This window comes from Algorimicrobium echini (genome assembly GCF_900115185.1).
Classification (GTDB): Bacteria; Bacteroidota; Bacteroidia; order Flavobacteriales; family Flavobacteriaceae; genus Algorimicrobium; species Algorimicrobium echini.
The window spans coordinates 582,209-597,479 of the sequence record NZ_FOVN01000001.1; the positions used below are offsets into that span (position 1 = coordinate 582,209).

Below are 15,271 nucleotides of genomic sequence, written 5' to 3' on the forward strand. Positions count from 1 at the left end.
GTGAAGACCACTATCTTTTATTCACAAGTTACGACTACGAAGATACGGACATTATGTATTTTTTTGGTGTTGTACCATATTTCTTTTTAAAAGCTGCAATAAAATGACTGGAAGTACTATAACCAACTTTTAAACCAACCTCATTGACATTATTATCTCCTGACTCCAATAATTTTCTGGCCACTTCCATTTTATAATCAAATAGGAAGCTAAAAACTGAATCGCCATAAATTTCCTTAAAACCTTCTTTCAACTTTTTTAAGCTTAATTGAATTTCATCTGCTAATTCCTGTAACGATGGAGGTTCTGCCATACGAGCAATTATAATATCTTTGGCCTTTTTTATTTTAAGAACATTTGTTTCATCAGCTAAAAATGGACATTGTTCAATATTAGCATCTTCACTTCTATTAAAATACAAACTCAATAACTCGTAGGCTTTCGCTTTAAAATAGAGGTTTTTAACAGAGGAATTCAAGTTATAATTAATTAATTGATTCAAAACAATGGCCATGGATGGTGAAATAACACTATCCTTATAGTATTTCTTATCTTTATTATCACCACTTAAAAAGGTAATATAGTTGGCCTCTTGCGAAAATAAACCATGGAATTTTTGGATAGAAAAAACCAATGAAACCAACCAAGATTTTGGTTGTACATTCATGTGGATGGGTAAATCACGCTGCGGATTATATAAAAGCAAAGCTGTTTCCTCCTTGATATTTAATGAATAACTCCCATTATTAAACATAAACACGCTAGAACCCTTGACACAAAAATGAAATTGTATAAAGGTACTATCAATCTCGCGCTCAACTATTTCTGATTGATCTGTATCATTCTGATAGGTTAAAATAATAAATCCATCTTCTACAGTTGTTTCTTTAAAAGTTCTTTGAGCGACATTTTTTGTGGTATCTGACATGTATGTTTTTTTCTTTTTATTTAGATTCATTCTAAACTAACGAGTCAAAAATCGTTGATATGACTACAAAAATATGACATTTATCATATTAAATTTAAAAATAACGTTAAAAAACCCGTAACGATACTAAAAGTTCTTTCAGCGTTACTTTATTCCGCATTACAAAATTACATTTGTTAGGAATTTTGAAAACGACTATGGAGCAATACCAAATTTCTAAAGGAACCTACTTCTACGCTATTGGATTGAGTTATAAAAAAGCTGATGCCGAAATACGTGGTCACTTTAGTTTAGATGATACTGGAAAACAAGCAATTTTAAACCAAGCTAAAGCCAATGGTGTTGAAAGTTTAATAGTAACCTCAACTTGTAACCGTACAGAAATTTATGGTTTTGCAGAACATCCTTACCAGCTTATTAAGCTACTATGTGATAATACCAAAGGCACTGTTGATGAGTTTCAGAAAGTAGCCTATATTTACAAAAACCGTGAGGCTATTTCACATATGTTTCGTGTTGGTTCTGGATTAGACAGTCAGATTTTAGGTGATTTTGAAATAATTGGGCAGCTTAAAACAGCAACAATTGCTTCCAAAAAACTAGGTTTGGTTAACGCCTTTATCGAGCGTTTAATAAATTCTGTTATTCAAGCAAGCAAACGTATCAAAACCGAAACAAATATATCATCTGGTGCAACTTCTGTTTCGTTTGCATCTGTTCAATATATTTTAAATGAAGTAACAGATGTGGCTTCCAAAAATATCCTGCTCTTCGGAACCGGTAAAATTGGACGAAATACCTGTGAAAATTTAGTGAAACACTCTAAAAATTCTCACATTACACTTATTAATAGAACAAAAGACAAAGCTGAAAAGATAGCCGGTAAATTCAACCTAATAGTAAAAGATTACGCAAATTTGCAGGAAGAAATAAGCAGAACGGATATCCTAATTGTTGCAACTGGTGCTCAATTACCAACAGTTGATAAGGATATCATTCAAAATAAAAAACCGCTATTAATTTTAGATTTATCTATTCCAAAAAACGTAAATGAAAACGTAACGTCATTGGAGCATGTATCATTAATTCATTTAGATCAGTTATCTAAAATTACCGATACAACCATTGAAAACAGGCGTTTAGATATTCCGGTTGCAGAATCTATTATTGAAGAAGTAAAAACAGAGTTCAATAATTGGTTAGAAACTAGAAAATTTGCTCCAACTATTAAAGCTCTCAAGTTAAAACTAACCGATTTTAAAAATGCCGAGTTAGATACTCAACGAAAAAAGATTGCAGATTTCAATGAATTGCAAGCAGAAATTATCAGTAATAATATTATTCAAAAAATTACCAATCATTTCGCGCATCATTTAAAAGATGATGCCGTAACTACCGATGAAAGTTTGGAACTTATAAAAAAGGTCTTTCAACTTGAAGAAACCCTAAAACATGTCTAAAATAATACGCATTGGCACGCGCGATAGTGAGTTAGCATTATGGCAAGCCAAAACAGTCCAAAGCATAATTGAACAGCTTGGACATAAAACCATTATCGTGCCTGTAAAATCTGCAGGCGATTTAGTTTTAAATAAACCCATTTACGAGCTTGGAATTACAGGTGTTTTTACCAAAACACTAGATATTGCTATGTTAAATAATGACATTGATATTGCCGTACATTCTTTTAAAGATGTTCCAACTCTGTTGCCAGCTGGCATTGTTCAAGCTGCTGTAATTAAAAGAGGAAATGTAAGAGATACATTGGTGTTTAAGGATAATGAAGAGTTCTTATCGCAAAAAAATGCTGTTATAGCAACTGGTAGTTTGCGCAGACGCGCACAATGGTTAAACCGTTTTCCTACACATTCTGTTGAAGATATTCGTGGGAATGTAAATTTACGTCTACAAAAATTAGAAGATAACCCACGTTGGAATGCTGCAATTTTTGCAGCAGCAGGACTAGGCCGTATAGATAAAAGACCAGAAAATGCTATTAACCTAAACTGGATGATTCCAGCACCTGCTCAAGGAGCTATTATGGTTACTGCTTTAGAAGAAGACGAAGAAATTCGAGCTATTTGTGCAGAAATAAATCATGAAGAAACTGAAATTTGCACGACTATAGAACGCAAATTTTTAAACCTTTTAGAAGGAGGTTGCTCGGCTCCAATAGGCGCTTTAGCATTTATTAAAGATGAAGAAATAAACTTTACAGGTGTTTTATTAAGTCCTGATGGTAGTAAAAAAATTGAAGTAACTCGTAACGAAAAATTAGGTGAACATCATAATTTAGCACAGTTCTGCGCTAATTATATTATTGAGCGTGGTGGAAAACGCTTAATGGATGATATTAAAAATTCAGATCGGAAAATCAATATTTTTTCCACAAAGAAATTAACCGAAGATCAAAAATTATTATTTCATAAGGATGTAGTTTCGGAGAGCACAGATTTTATAAAAATAAGTTTAAATCGCATACATCCAAGCGTCCTGAAAAACGAAATTGAAAACGTTATAATAACGAGTAAAAATGGTGTGGAATCTTTGACAACCAATTATTCTGCAGCGGAATTGCAGTTTAAAAATATTTATTGTGTTGGTCGTCGAACCAAACGCCTGATTGAGAAACGTATTGGACCCGTAAAACATGCCGCAAAAAATGCCAAAGCGTTAGCCGATTATCTTATAGAATTTATGGACGGTACGGCTGTAACCTATTTCTGCAGCAGCATACATCTAGACACCTTACCAACTGTATTAAGAGAAAATAATATTTCCGTAAAAGAAATAGAGGCTTACCAAACAAAATACGATGGAAAAACAATACCCGAATCTGTGGAAGGTATTATGTTTTACAGCCCCTCAACGGTTGAAAGTTATATTCAAGAAAATGATGCCCAAGGTGTCGCATTCTGTATCGGTACAACCACTGCAAACGAAGCTAAAAAATACTTTTCTGATGTACGTATAGCAAAAGTACCAACAGTTGAAAGTGTTGTAGAATTAGTGAATGAATTTTACCTATAAAACAAAGAACTTAATCCGTAAAATGACTATAAGTTCGTTATAAAAAAACTATTAGTAATTAATTAATAGCATCTAGCAAAATATGATTAAGAACGATTTATTTTTAAGAGCATTAAAAGGTGAAACCGTAGAACGTCCTCCTGTTTGGATGATGCGTCAAGCGGGTCGTTATTTACCAGAATTCATGGAAATAAAGGCCAAATATGATTTCTTTACACGTTGCCAAACACCCGAATTAGCGAGTGAAATTACAGTACAACCTATTCGTAGATACGGTATGGATGCTGCTATTTTATTTAGTGATATTTTAGTAATTCCGCAGGCCATGAATATTGAAGTCCAAATGAAACCTAATTTCGGACCATATTTACCCAATCCTATTCGCACACAAAAAGATGTGGACCATGTAATAGTTCCTGATGTATCAGTTGCTTTAGATTATGTATATCAAGCCATTAAAGCTACTAAAGAAAAGTTGAATGATGAAATTCCATTAATTGGTTTTGCAGGTTCACCATGGACCATTTTATGCTATTGCGTACAAGGGCAAGGCAGTAAAAATTTTGATAAAGCCAAGGAGTTTTGTTTTACCAATCCGGTAGCTGCACACCAATTGTTACAAAAAATTACAGATACAACTATAGCATATTTAAAGGAAAAAGTAAAAGCTGGTTGCAATGCGGTTCAAGTATTCGATTCTTGGGGAGGCATGTTATCGCCTGTAGATTATCAAGAATTTTCTTGGCAATATATCCAACAAATTATTGATGCATTAAAAGATGAGAGTCCTGTTATTGCTTTCGGAAAAGGCTGTTGGTTTGCTTTAGATACTATGGCAAAATCTGGGGCATCTGCTTTGGGTGTAGACTGGACATGCTCACCAAAAAACGCACGTTATATAACAGGTGGAAACATTACGCTACAAGGAAATTTTGATCCAACACGTTTATTTTCACCACCTGCAGAAATTAAAAAAATGGTTCATCAAATGATTAATGAGTTTGGAAAAGATAAATATATTGTAAATTTAGGTCACGGTATTTTACCTAATATTCCTTTGGATCATGCCAAAGCGTTTATTGATGCTGTAAAAGAGTATCGTGCGTAAATTTTATTATGAAATTAAAAACAGAATCGTTTTCATTGGAAGTCTTAAAACCACAAGATGCACAAAGCTTAAGTCGGTTAATGATTTCCAATGGAAGACGATTTCAAAAATACCTTCCTAAAACGCTTTCCGAAAACCTATCTGAAGCCGATTCTAAAAATTACATTCAAAGAAAAAACAAACAGATAAAAAATCAAGAAGAATTTACCTTTGCTATAAAAGATAATGGTTCTGGTGATGTTGCTGGATTAATTATTTTAAAAAATATAGATTGTCATTTAAAACAGGGTGAATTTTCATATTGTTTAGGTCAGAAATATTCCGGAAGAGGTTGGATGACACGAAGTATAAAAGCTGCAAAAACCTACGCTTTTAACGAATTAGAGCTAAAATCCCTGCAAATTATTATCCATAAATCCAATGAAGCAAGCATACAGATAGCTAAAAAAAATGGCTTTAATTGGGTAAAAACCTTAAATCGGGAACACGTAACAGGCAAGTCTGTTTTAGATATGGAATTATACGAATTACAGCATGAAAAATAAATTCTACCAATACATACAAGCATTACAAGATACTATTACAGATAAATTAGAGGCTGTAGATGGTAAGGCTACATTTCAAGAAGATATTTGGAAACGACCAGAAGGTGGTGGTGGACGAACACGTGTTATTGAAAATGGCGCTGTTTTTGAAAAAGGTGGTGTGAATATATCTGGTGTTCACGGCAAATTACCAGACAGCATGCAAACCTATTTTGGCGTAGAAGATGCCGATTTTTTTGCTTGTGGATTAAGTTTAGTCCTTCATCCCAAAAACCCAATGGTTCCTACCGTTCACGCTAATTGGCGTTATTTTGAAATGTATGATACAAACGGCAACATTGTGGACCAATGGTTTGGTGGCGGACAAGATTTAACACCTTACTATTTATTTGAAGAGGATGCAATACACTTTCACCAAACTTGTAAAACGGCATGCGATAAACATGATCCGGAGTTTTACCCAAAATATAAAGCCAGATGTGATGAATATTTCTATAATACACATAGAAATGAAGGTCGCGGTTTAGGTGGTTTATTTTTCGATTATTGCAAAGCTACCGAAACCATGACCATGAAAAACTGGTATGATTTTGTAACCGAAGTTGGCGATAGCTTTTTAGAAGCCTATGCTCCAATTGTAGAAAAACGTAAAGAATTACCATATACCGACGCCCAACGCACTTGGCAAGAAATTCGTCGTGGCCGTTATGTAGAATTCAATTTGGTTCATGATAAAGGCACGCTTTTCGGACTAAAAACAAATGGTAGAATTGAAAGTATTTTAATGAGTCTGCCACCTCATGTTCAATGGGTTTATGATCATCATCCAGAAGTTGGAAGTGCCGAAGAAAAGCTGCTTAACGTATTGCAAAATCCAAAATCATGGGTTTAAAAAATGTTTCAATCATATTATTTATTGTTTTTACAACATGCACACTTTTTGCTCAAGATAGCATTCCGGAGGTCATTTATTTAAAACAAACCGAATATAAAGAACTGTTTCCCAATAGAATTACAGCCAGATTATTTTATGTAAACACCTCCAATTCTTTAGAGCTTAAGGATAGAAACTCCGATTTGTTTTTCAAATTAAACCCAAATAAACAAAACCGAATTGGCGCTTCGGTATCATTCAGATCGCTTACCATATCTTATTCCTTTGCTCCTGATTTCCTTTCAGAAAATAAGGATAATGACGACTCCAAACTCTTTAATTTAAATTTAAGGCAATACTTTGGAAAACATTGGATGCAAACACTGGATGTGTTTTCGGAAAAAGGATTTTATCTGTCAGATGGCAGTAACTCGGCATATTTTCCAAAATTTAAAAACTTTAAAATAGGCGGAAGTACATCCTATATTTGGAACGAAAACTTCTCGTTTCGTGCTATTGTAAGCCAAGATGAAAAACAACTAAAAAGTGTTGGTAGTTTTATTCCTAGATTTGTTTATTATTACTCAAAATTCTCTTTAAAAACAGAAGATAATTTTCTTGATAGCGACTACTATACTTTTGATATTGCTTTTGCTCCTTCCTATTATTACAATTTTGTCCCTACAAAAAACCTATTTATTTCGGCTGGAGCTTCGGTTGGAATGGGGTTAAATTATTCCACGTCAACCGATGAAAGTCTATTCTCATTATTAACGGAATTAAATTTTAGAGGCGCAATAACCTATGATATTAATGACTTTTATTTAGGTGCTGATTATAGTTACCTCATTTTAAATCACAATACAGACCGAGAAACCTATGTAAAGGATGATATTCCTTTTTTTCAAATCTTTTTAGGCTACCGGTTTAAAGCTCCTAAAAAATTGGTTTATAAAACGGAAGAATTAAATAAAAAAATAAAGCTAAAAAAATAATATGTATCCATTAAAAAGAAACAGACGTTTACGTAGCAATGAAGCTATTCGCTCGTTAGTTCGTGAAACCATAATATCACCAAATGATTTTTTAGTACCACTTTTTATAGTTGAAGGTAAAGGCGTAAAAGAAGAAATTGCTTCCATGCCAAATTATTTTCGCTACAGTTTAGACCTTTTGGAAAACGAAGTAAGAGAACTATGGCGTCTTGGTTTAAGATCGGTTTTACTTTTTGTAAAAGTACCTGATAATTTAAAAGACAATAAAGGCACAGAAGCACTAAATCCAAACGGACTCATGCAACGCGCCATTAAAACGGTAAAGAATATTTGTCCTGACATGTTGGTTATGACAGATGTGGCCATGGATCCATATTCGTCCTATGGTCATGATGGTGTTGTAAAAAACGGCCTAATTTTAAACGACGAAACGGTAGATATTTTAACAGATATGAGCCTCTCTCATGCTGAAGCGGGTGCCAATTTTGTAGCACCAAGTGATATGATGGATGGTCGTATTTTAAGCATTCGTGAAGCTTTTGAAAATAACGGCTTTTACAATACAGGTATTATGAGTTATTCAGCAAAATACGCATCGGCTTTTTATGGTCCGTTTCGAGATGCATTAGATTCGGCTCCTGTTGATATGGTAGATGTTCCCAAAGACAAACAAAGCTATCAAATGGATCCAGCAAACCGTCTGGAAGCCATCCGAGAAACCGAAATGGATATAGATGAAGGTGCAGATATTGTTATGGTAAAACCAGGTTTATGCTATTTGGATATTGTTCGTGAAATTAAAAATACGGTTGATGTTCCTGTTGCTGTTTATCAAGTTTCTGGCGAATATGCCATGCTTAAAGCAGCTGCCGAAAAAGGTTGGTTAAACCATGATGCCGTTATGATGGAACAAGTTACCGCCATTAAACGTGCTGGAGCAGATGTAATTGCTTCCTACTTTGCCAAGGATGTGGTGAAGTTAATTTCGTAAACGTTTTTTATAATTTCAGTTTAAAACATTGTTGGCAATTAAAAAATTAATATAATCTTTATACTTGTTAACCTTTATTTAGATTTTTCATTAAATAGAAAACCTAAATAAAATAATTATGAAACGTTCAACATGTAAAAATATTCTGATTTTAAGTGTAATGTTAATGGCATTTGTTGGCTGCAGTAACGATGATGATGATATATATATTGCACCAAAAACTGTCAACGATATTAACTTAACATTTAACGAAGTTGATACACCTTTAACACCAGAAGATCCAGGAAATTATTCAGTTTGGTTTTCTATGGTTGGAGATAAAATTTACTTCATGAATCCATCCAATACACCTTTAACACAATTCGCTTTAGAATATAATATAACGAGTAACAACTTCCGCTCGAAAACACCTGACAATGCCATCTGCGCATGTGGTTATAGCTCAAAAATCATTACAGATGGAATTAATTTGTATCATATTGCCAATGAAGCCGTAACCTATTCTCCGACTACAGATTCTTGGTCAGCGCTCAACTATCCTGACGAATTCCGTAATAACAATGGTGAAGCAGGTGTAGCGTATTTAAATGGTAAAATTTATTTTTTCGGTGGTAGAACAGCCTCAACAACCTTTAAGTACTACGAAATAGCTACTGATTCTTGGCATACAGCACCAAACGGACCATATGTGAATACCGAATCTGAACTCATTGCAGTTAACAATGCCTTGTATAGTTTGGGAGGAAGAAGCGTTGATGATCAAAAGAATTTTTCTTCTTACAGCGAAACAAATGGTTGGACCGTTTTGCCTGATCTCCCTTTTAATTTATCTGGATATAGTACAGAACACCAAACTGCAGTGTATAATAATAGATATATTTTTGCTTTGACACGAAATGATATCCATATTTATGACACGATTGAGGGAATTTGGAAAACAGAACCAATTGAAATTCCTTCCTACAACTTAAATTATGAAAACATATTCATTAACGGTAATACTTTATTCATGACTGGCAAAACAACAAGTAATGAATTTGCATTAATTGAAATAAATATTGCGCTATAAAAATAACCTATTATCATTCTCCCCAAAGAGAAATTACTATTGGCAAGATAAAATAAATGAATTTTAAATGCACAGTTCTGAACTTTCAGGATTGTGCATTTATTACCTATATTTAAAACCTAAAAATTCCCTTTTGATTTTGTAAATTAGCAGGAAAACTAAACATACGTTAATGAGCACACTCATTTTTTGGGCCACTATTTCAATTTTCTTTTCATTTTTATGCTCCATACTGGAAGCCGTTTTATTAAGTGTTACACCTACTTTTATAACAGTTAAAAAGCAAGAAGGTAAAGACTATGCTTTAAAATTAGAAAAACTAAAAAACGATGTAGATCAACCACTCATTGCTATTTTAACACTAAATACCATTGCACACACATTAGGTGCCATGATGGTTGGTATAGAAGCTGAAAAGCTCCCTTATAAAATTGAAGTTTTTGGGATAAATACCGTTGGAATTGTCTCGGCAATCATGACTTTACTTATTTTAATAGTATCAGAAATAATTCCGAAAACCATTGGTGCTTCATATTGGAAATCATTAGCTGGGTTTACAGCAACAACACTTAACATTTTAATGTTTCCTTTAAAATATTCTGGAATTTTATGGCTCTTACGCCTCACCACCAAGCTAATTGGTGGTAGTCCACATGGTAGCGTATTAAGTCGCGAAGATTTTCACGCTATGACCAATTTAGCAGAAGAAGAAGGTGTTTTTCATGAATCTGAAAGTAAGGTTATAAAAAATATGCTCACGTTTAAAGAAGTTCTAGCTAAAGATGTCATGACACCACGTACAGTAATGTCTTTAGAAAATGAAAATCAAACGATTGAAGATTTTTTTAAAAAAAATGCCAATACCAAATTTTCACGAATTCCTGTATATACTAAAAAGTCAGACAACATAACAGGACTGGTATTAAAAGATGAAGTTTTTAAGGAAATGGCTTTTGGAAATGGTGATAAATTGCTCACAGAAATAAAGAGACCAATTATTATTATCAATCGAAACGTGCCAATTCCACGCCTTTTTGAACAACTCGTAGAGAGTAAAAACCATTTAGCATTGGTGGTTGATGAGTATGGTTCCGTAAGTGGTTTAGTAACTATGGAAGATGTTATAGAAACCCTTCTTGGCATGGAAATCATGGATGAAAGTGATGACGTTCCAGATTTACAAGTTTTAGCCAGACGCGGTTGGGAGGCACGCGCTAAACGACTTGGCATAATTGACAACGAAGAGCCCAAGGATTAATGGAACAAGATAGTTGTATTATAAATTCACCGTTAGGGTTTACTCAAATTACTGGAGATGCTAATGGTATTTCCACTATAACCGTTTTAAATTCAAACGAGAAAATAACCGATATCATTCCAGAAACGCTTCAAGATTGCGTGTACCAACTCCATGAATACTTTGAAGGAAACCGAAAAGAATTTAATTTAACATTAAATCCAGAAGGCACTTCGTTTCAAAAAAGTGTTTGGGATGCTTTAAGTAAAATCCCATATGGAAAAACGGCTTCATATTTGGAACTTTCCAAACAATTAGGGGACGTAAAAGCTATTCGTGCTGTGGCAAATGCCAATGGAAAAAATCCATTATGGATTGTTATACCCTGTCATCGCGTTATTGGTTCAGATGGCAGCTTAACGGGTTATGCTGGTGGTCTGCACCGAAAAAAATGGCTACTAGAACATGAAAGTCCCTATAAACAACAATCACTGTTTTAGCCTCAATAAAAATTCCTATATTTATTTTCTAAACTAAACTACATGAAATTCCTAAAATCTGTCTTAAAATGGGTTGTTCTTATTTTTGCATTACTTGTTGCAACCTTGTATATAACCGATACTGATTACCTTCTAAAAGCCGTGAGAACTATTTACTTTAAAGGCTACTCCACTGCATACTTAGAAGATTATAAAGAATTCGATAATCAAGTTATTGCAAATGGAACACCGCAACCATGGCCAAATCATCAAGATTATAATAGCGTAAAAGAAACGGAAACCCTAACTAAAATCAATAAAGAAAATGGCACTATTGCCTACGTTATTATAAAAAATGATAGTGTTTGGTTTGAAAATTATTACGATGGTTTTGGAGAAAATTCCAAATCCAACTCATTTTCCATGGCAAAAAGTTATGTTTCGGCATTATTAGGAAAAGCGCTCATGGAAGGACATATTGAAAGTTTAAATCAGCCTGTTGGTGATTTCCTTCCCGAATTTAAAGACGGTTTAGCAGCCAAATTAACGGTTGGCGATTTATCTTCCATGGCATCAGGAACTGACTGGGACGAAGCCTATTATTCGCCATTATCCATAACAACGCGTGCTTATTTTGATGATGATTTAGATAAAGTAATTAACGGATTAAAGGTGGTTGAAGAGCCTGGACAAGCTTACAAATATTCTAGTGGTGATACGCAAATGCTGGCCATGGTTATTGAGCGTGCAACAGGCAAAAAACTATATGATTATTTAACCGAATCCTTTTGGAAACCTCTAGGTTCAGAAAACGCAACTCTTTGGCAAGTGGATAGTGAAGAACACGATATGGTAAAAGCCTATTGCTGTATTGCCAGTAATGCGAAAGATTTTGCACGTTTAGGCAAACTCTACAAAGACCATGGTAAATGGCAAGGTAAACAACTTTTAGATTCGGCATTTATTGCCAAGTCTATTAAACCACGTTTTCCTGCTAGTCCCGAATATGGCTATGGTTGGTGGTTAAAAAATGTAGGTGATAAAGAGTTTTTTATGATGCGTGGCCACCTAGGGCAATATGTTATCGTAGAACCTAATGACAACGTTATTATTGTAAGATTAGGTCATTCCAAAGGTCCTGGAGATGCCATTGCAACCTTTACTCCAGATATTTCTACGTATATTGATGAAGCTTATAAGATGCTTGAAAAAAACTAAACCATGATTTCTAAATTAAATCTCGAAAACATTCTATTCTTGGACATTGAAACGGTTCCAGAAACTAGGCATTTTTCAGATTTAGACGAGACCAAGCAAATGCTTTGGGATGCCAAATCCGAATACCAACGTAAAGACGATTTTACTGCCGAGGAATTTTATAATCGTGCTGGAATTTGGGCAGAATTCGGAAAAATAATCTGTATTTCGGTTGGGTATTTTAAAATTGAGGGTACTATAAAATCCTTTCGGGTTACCTCCTTCTATGGTGAAGAAATCAAGATTCTTAAAGACTTTAAAAACTTACTAATTACACATTTCAGTAATAATAAACACCTGCTTTGTGCGCATAATGGCAAGGAATTCGATTTTCCATATATAGCAAGACGCATGATTATCCATAATATAGAATTGCCATATAAACTCAATTTATTTGGAAAAAAACCCTGGGAAGTTCCACATTTAGATACGCTAGAATTGTGGAAATTTGGCGATTATAAAACCTACACGTCTTTAAAACTATTGACTAATGTGTTGGGTATCCCATCGCCTAAAGATGATATTGATGGTAGCGAAGTGTATCGAGTTTATTATGAAGAAAACGACATCGACCGGATTATTATTTATTGTGAAAAAGATACCATTGCTGTGGCACAAATATTTTTAAGGCTCCGTGGTGACGAACTACTCCATACCAACGAAATTATTCACGTATAAAAAACGTCCAGATTAAGAAATCTGGACGTTTTGAATTTATAGAATTAATTGATAATTATTGCTTGATAAAGCGTTTCACTTTCGTTTTTTCTCCGATATACAATTGAATTATATACATACCAGCAGGCAGTTCAGACACATTAATTGATTTCTCAAAAGCACCATTCAATACTGCTTGACCAAGCATATTAGTGACTTGGTAACGCTGCGCTTCTAATCCATTTAACGAAATGTTTAATACTTGTTTTGTTGGATTTGGATGTATCTTAAATATATCATCTGTTGTCGTTACGCTTCCAAAAGTTCTTGTTGAACCACCAACACAGAAATTAGTTGTTTGAGAACTTGTAAACGATCCGCCACTAGCTAGTGTTGTTGTCCCTGCTTTTAAGGTATAAGAGCCATTTCCGTAAGAACAACAAATACCATCACCATAAGCATCATTAACAACTAATGAATAACAACCAGCAGGTAAATCGACATCAATATTTATAGTAGAACCATCTGCTTGAGATCCATACGTACCACCAGAAGCTACAGTTGTACTACCATCAAGAATAGACCACGAAGTTTCTTCTGGATAATTATCGAATGTAATAGATAATCTAACGGTTGTATCACCACCAGAGCTGCCACCATTTACAATGTTTACGGTGTAATCTTCAACTTCACCATAATTAAATGTTTCGCATGATGTTGGAATACCATTATACTTCATAGACACACGCATACGTGTTTCACCAACAGAAGCAGAAGTAGGAATTGTAAAACTTCCACTTACTGGACTGGTTTTAGAGGCCGCTCTAGACCAAACTAATTCGCCTGTATCCGTAAAATCACCATCTTGATTATAATCTATCCAAACAGCATATCCTTCATTATAACTAGTTCCTGTCCAAGTAGGTGTTACGGTAATCGTGTAGCTATCGGATTTTGTTAAATTAGTAGATGTTGCTGTAAAGTTTGAGTACGATTGTGCTCCAGACACGTTATTAATAGTCCCTAACTGTACACGAGAAATATACTCATCCGCAACGCTGTTGCCTTGAGAACTACAATATTGCGAACCTGTTTGACATGGCTGACAAGAAGAACCGCCACAATCTACGCCTGTTTCAGTTCCGTTTTGAATGCCATCATTACATGTTGGTGGTGTACTACCGCCTCCACATTTATCTGATAATGCTAATGATCTTCTTGCTCCTCCAGCATTTAAAACAGCTCGCATTCTATTTTTTTGTCCCGTTGTAAATAAGTTCATACAAGAGTCGTTAGTATAATCCATGTAATTTTGAATCATATCTACCGATCCACAAGACACGCGTCCTGTTGGACAACCACCATTTGAGGTTTGATGTGTAGGTGTATCACTTACAAAATCATTACCACAATTAGCATCTCCCCAAATATGACGAAGATTTAAATAGTGTCCGACTTCATGTGTCGTTGTACGTCCGCCATCAAATGGAGCGGATACATTTCCAACACGACCAAAATAATTATATGCCATGACAACACCATCTGTAGCAGCACTTCCTCCTGGAAATTGCGCATAACCTAAAATGGTTTGTCCACCACTGGTCATTTTTGGAACAATCCACATATTGATATATTCTGCTGTATTCCAAGGATTAACACCACCTTGCGATGCTTTTTTCATGTCATCAGTTGTTCCCCAGTCTTGACGTGTAGTAGACTTTCTGGTTATTCCAGATGTTGGATTACCATTCGGGTCTACTGTTGCTAAGCAGAATTCAATTTCTGTATCAGCGGCTTGAGACCACGTGTTATCGGCATCAGGATTTGTTCGTCTAAAATCTTCATTTAAAACATCTATTTGCGACTGAATTTGTGCCACACTTATGTTTTCGGTGCTGTTTCTATAAAGTACATGTACCACAACAGGAAGTGTAATAACAGAGCCATCAATTCTGTTATTTGCCATCTGTTGGATTTGGGTTTGTGTAAAGGCTTCAATTTGAGCCATTCGTTGCTCAAGACCTGGGTCTTGCTGTTTTCGGTATTCAAGGTTTTCCATAGTTGAGCAGTTGCGTTCTTGGGAAAAAATCGCCATGCTAAA

General features: G+C 34.6%; 14 protein-coding genes. 12 read left to right on the forward strand and 2 right to left on the reverse strand.

All coding sequences use genetic code 11. The annotated features are described in order from the left end of the window. Nucleotides 1–34: 34 nt before the first annotated feature. Nucleotides 35–928 (reverse strand): helix-turn-helix transcriptional regulator, encoded by an 894-nt coding sequence (locus BM239_RS02680; RefSeq protein ID WP_092206759.1) that lies wholly within the window; start codon nt 926–928, stop codon nt 35–37. A gap of 197 nt (nt 929–1,125) precedes the next feature. Here BM239_RS02680 and hemA point away from each other — a divergent pair, with 197 nt between their 5' ends. From hemA to BM239_RS02740, 12 genes are all read left to right on the forward strand, one after another. Next, nucleotides 1,126–2,388: a glutamyl-tRNA reductase gene (gene hemA / locus BM239_RS02685; RefSeq protein WP_092206097.1), complete on the forward strand. Its 1,263-nt coding sequence runs from the start codon at nt 1,126–1,128 to the stop codon at nt 2,386–2,388. Then, on the forward strand, nt 2,381–3,958 hold the full coding sequence (gene hemC / locus BM239_RS02690) for a hydroxymethylbilane synthase (RefSeq protein WP_092206098.1): 1,578 nt from the start codon (nt 2,381–2,383) through the stop codon (nt 3,956–3,958). Before hemA ends, hemC begins: the two co-directional genes overlap by 8 nt. Nucleotides 3,959–4,040: 82 nt before the next feature. Further along, nucleotides 4,041–5,066, forward strand: a complete 1,026-nt coding sequence (gene hemE / locus BM239_RS02695) for a uroporphyrinogen decarboxylase (protein ID WP_092206099.1) — start codon at nt 4,041–4,043, stop codon at nt 5,064–5,066. A gap of 8 nt (nt 5,067–5,074) precedes the next feature. Next, on the forward strand, nt 5,075–5,611 hold the full coding sequence (locus BM239_RS02700) for a GNAT family N-acetyltransferase (RefSeq protein WP_092206100.1): 537 nt from the start codon (nt 5,075–5,077) through the stop codon (nt 5,609–5,611). Next, on the forward strand, nt 5,601–6,503 hold the full coding sequence (gene hemF, locus BM239_RS02705) for an oxygen-dependent coproporphyrinogen oxidase (RefSeq protein ID WP_092206101.1): 903 nt from the start codon (nt 5,601–5,603) through the stop codon (nt 6,501–6,503). The genes BM239_RS02700 and hemF overlap by 11 nt, the downstream gene beginning before the upstream one ends. After that, nucleotides 6,494–7,480, forward strand: coding sequence for a DUF4421 domain-containing protein (locus tag BM239_RS02710; protein WP_092206102.1), 987 nt, complete (start codon nt 6,494–6,496; stop codon nt 7,478–7,480). The genes hemF and BM239_RS02710 overlap by 10 nt, the downstream gene beginning before the upstream one ends. 1 nt (nt 7,481) lies before the next feature. Further along, nucleotides 7,482–8,471: a porphobilinogen synthase gene (hemB, locus tag BM239_RS02715; RefSeq protein WP_092206103.1), complete on the forward strand. Its 990-nt coding sequence runs from the start codon at nt 7,482–7,484 to the stop codon at nt 8,469–8,471. 118 nt (nt 8,472–8,589) lie between these two features. Then, entirely contained in the window at nt 8,590–9,540 is a 951-nt protein-coding gene (locus tag BM239_RS02720) for a Kelch repeat-containing protein (protein WP_092206104.1), read from the forward strand. 172 nt (nt 9,541–9,712) lie between these two features. Next, complete coding sequence (locus BM239_RS02725) at nt 9,713–10,798, forward strand: CNNM domain-containing protein (RefSeq protein WP_092206105.1); 1,086 nt, start codon at nt 9,713–9,715, stop codon at nt 10,796–10,798. Then, on the forward strand, nt 10,798–11,277 hold the full coding sequence (locus tag BM239_RS02730) for a methylated-DNA--[protein]-cysteine S-methyltransferase (RefSeq protein WP_092206106.1): 480 nt from the start codon (nt 10,798–10,800) through the stop codon (nt 11,275–11,277). Before BM239_RS02725 ends, BM239_RS02730 begins: the two co-directional genes overlap by 1 nt. A 42-nt stretch (nt 11,278–11,319) precedes the next feature. Continuing rightward, nucleotides 11,320–12,474, forward strand: a complete 1,155-nt coding sequence (locus BM239_RS02735) for a serine hydrolase domain-containing protein (protein ID WP_092206107.1) — start codon at nt 11,320–11,322, stop codon at nt 12,472–12,474. Between the two features lie 3 nt (nt 12,475–12,477). After that, on the forward strand, nt 12,478–13,191 hold the full coding sequence (locus BM239_RS02740; protein WP_092206108.1) for a 3'-5' exonuclease: 714 nt from the start codon (nt 12,478–12,480) through the stop codon (nt 13,189–13,191). Between the two features lie 55 nt (nt 13,192–13,246). Here BM239_RS02740 and BM239_RS15280 read toward each other — a convergent pair whose 3' ends face one another. Beyond that, nucleotides 13,247–15,229, reverse strand: coding sequence for a GEVED domain-containing protein (locus BM239_RS15280; protein ID WP_394333910.1), 1,983 nt, complete (start codon nt 15,227–15,229; stop codon nt 13,247–13,249). Nucleotides 15,230–15,271 lie beyond the last annotated feature (42 nt).

Bases quoted from the DNA above. Each gene is read 5' to 3' on its own strand.
- BM239_RS02680 (WP_092206759.1), bottom strand. From the start codon at position 928: ATGTCAGATACCACAAAAAATGTCGCTCAAAGAACTTTTAAAGAAACA.
- hemA (WP_092206097.1), top strand. From the start codon at position 1,126: ATGGAGCAATACCAAATTTCTAAAGGAACCTACTTCTACGCTATTGGA.
- hemC (WP_092206098.1), top strand. From the start codon at position 2,381: ATGTCTAAAATAATACGCATTGGCACGCGCGATAGTGAGTTAGCATTA.
- hemE (WP_092206099.1), top strand. From the start codon at position 4,041: ATGATTAAGAACGATTTATTTTTAAGAGCATTAAAAGGTGAAACCGTA.
- BM239_RS02700 (WP_092206100.1), top strand. From the start codon at position 5,075: ATGAAATTAAAAACAGAATCGTTTTCATTGGAAGTCTTAAAACCACAA.
- hemF (WP_092206101.1), top strand. From the start codon at position 5,601: ATGAAAAATAAATTCTACCAATACATACAAGCATTACAAGATACTATT.
- BM239_RS02710 (WP_092206102.1), top strand. From the start codon at position 6,494: ATGGGTTTAAAAAATGTTTCAATCATATTATTTATTGTTTTTACAACA.
- hemB (WP_092206103.1), top strand. From the start codon at position 7,482: ATGTATCCATTAAAAAGAAACAGACGTTTACGTAGCAATGAAGCTATT.
- BM239_RS02720 (WP_092206104.1), top strand. From the start codon at position 8,590: ATGAAACGTTCAACATGTAAAAATATTCTGATTTTAAGTGTAATGTTA.
- BM239_RS02725 (WP_092206105.1), top strand. From the start codon at position 9,713: ATGAGCACACTCATTTTTTGGGCCACTATTTCAATTTTCTTTTCATTT.
- BM239_RS02730 (WP_092206106.1), top strand. From the start codon at position 10,798: ATGGAACAAGATAGTTGTATTATAAATTCACCGTTAGGGTTTACTCAA.
- BM239_RS02735 (WP_092206107.1), top strand. From the start codon at position 11,320: ATGAAATTCCTAAAATCTGTCTTAAAATGGGTTGTTCTTATTTTTGCA.
- BM239_RS02740 (WP_092206108.1), top strand. From the start codon at position 12,478: ATGATTTCTAAATTAAATCTCGAAAACATTCTATTCTTGGACATTGAA.
- BM239_RS15280 (WP_394333910.1), bottom strand. From the start codon at position 15,229: ATGGAAAACCTTGAATACCGAAAACAGCAAGACCCAGGTCTTGAGCAA.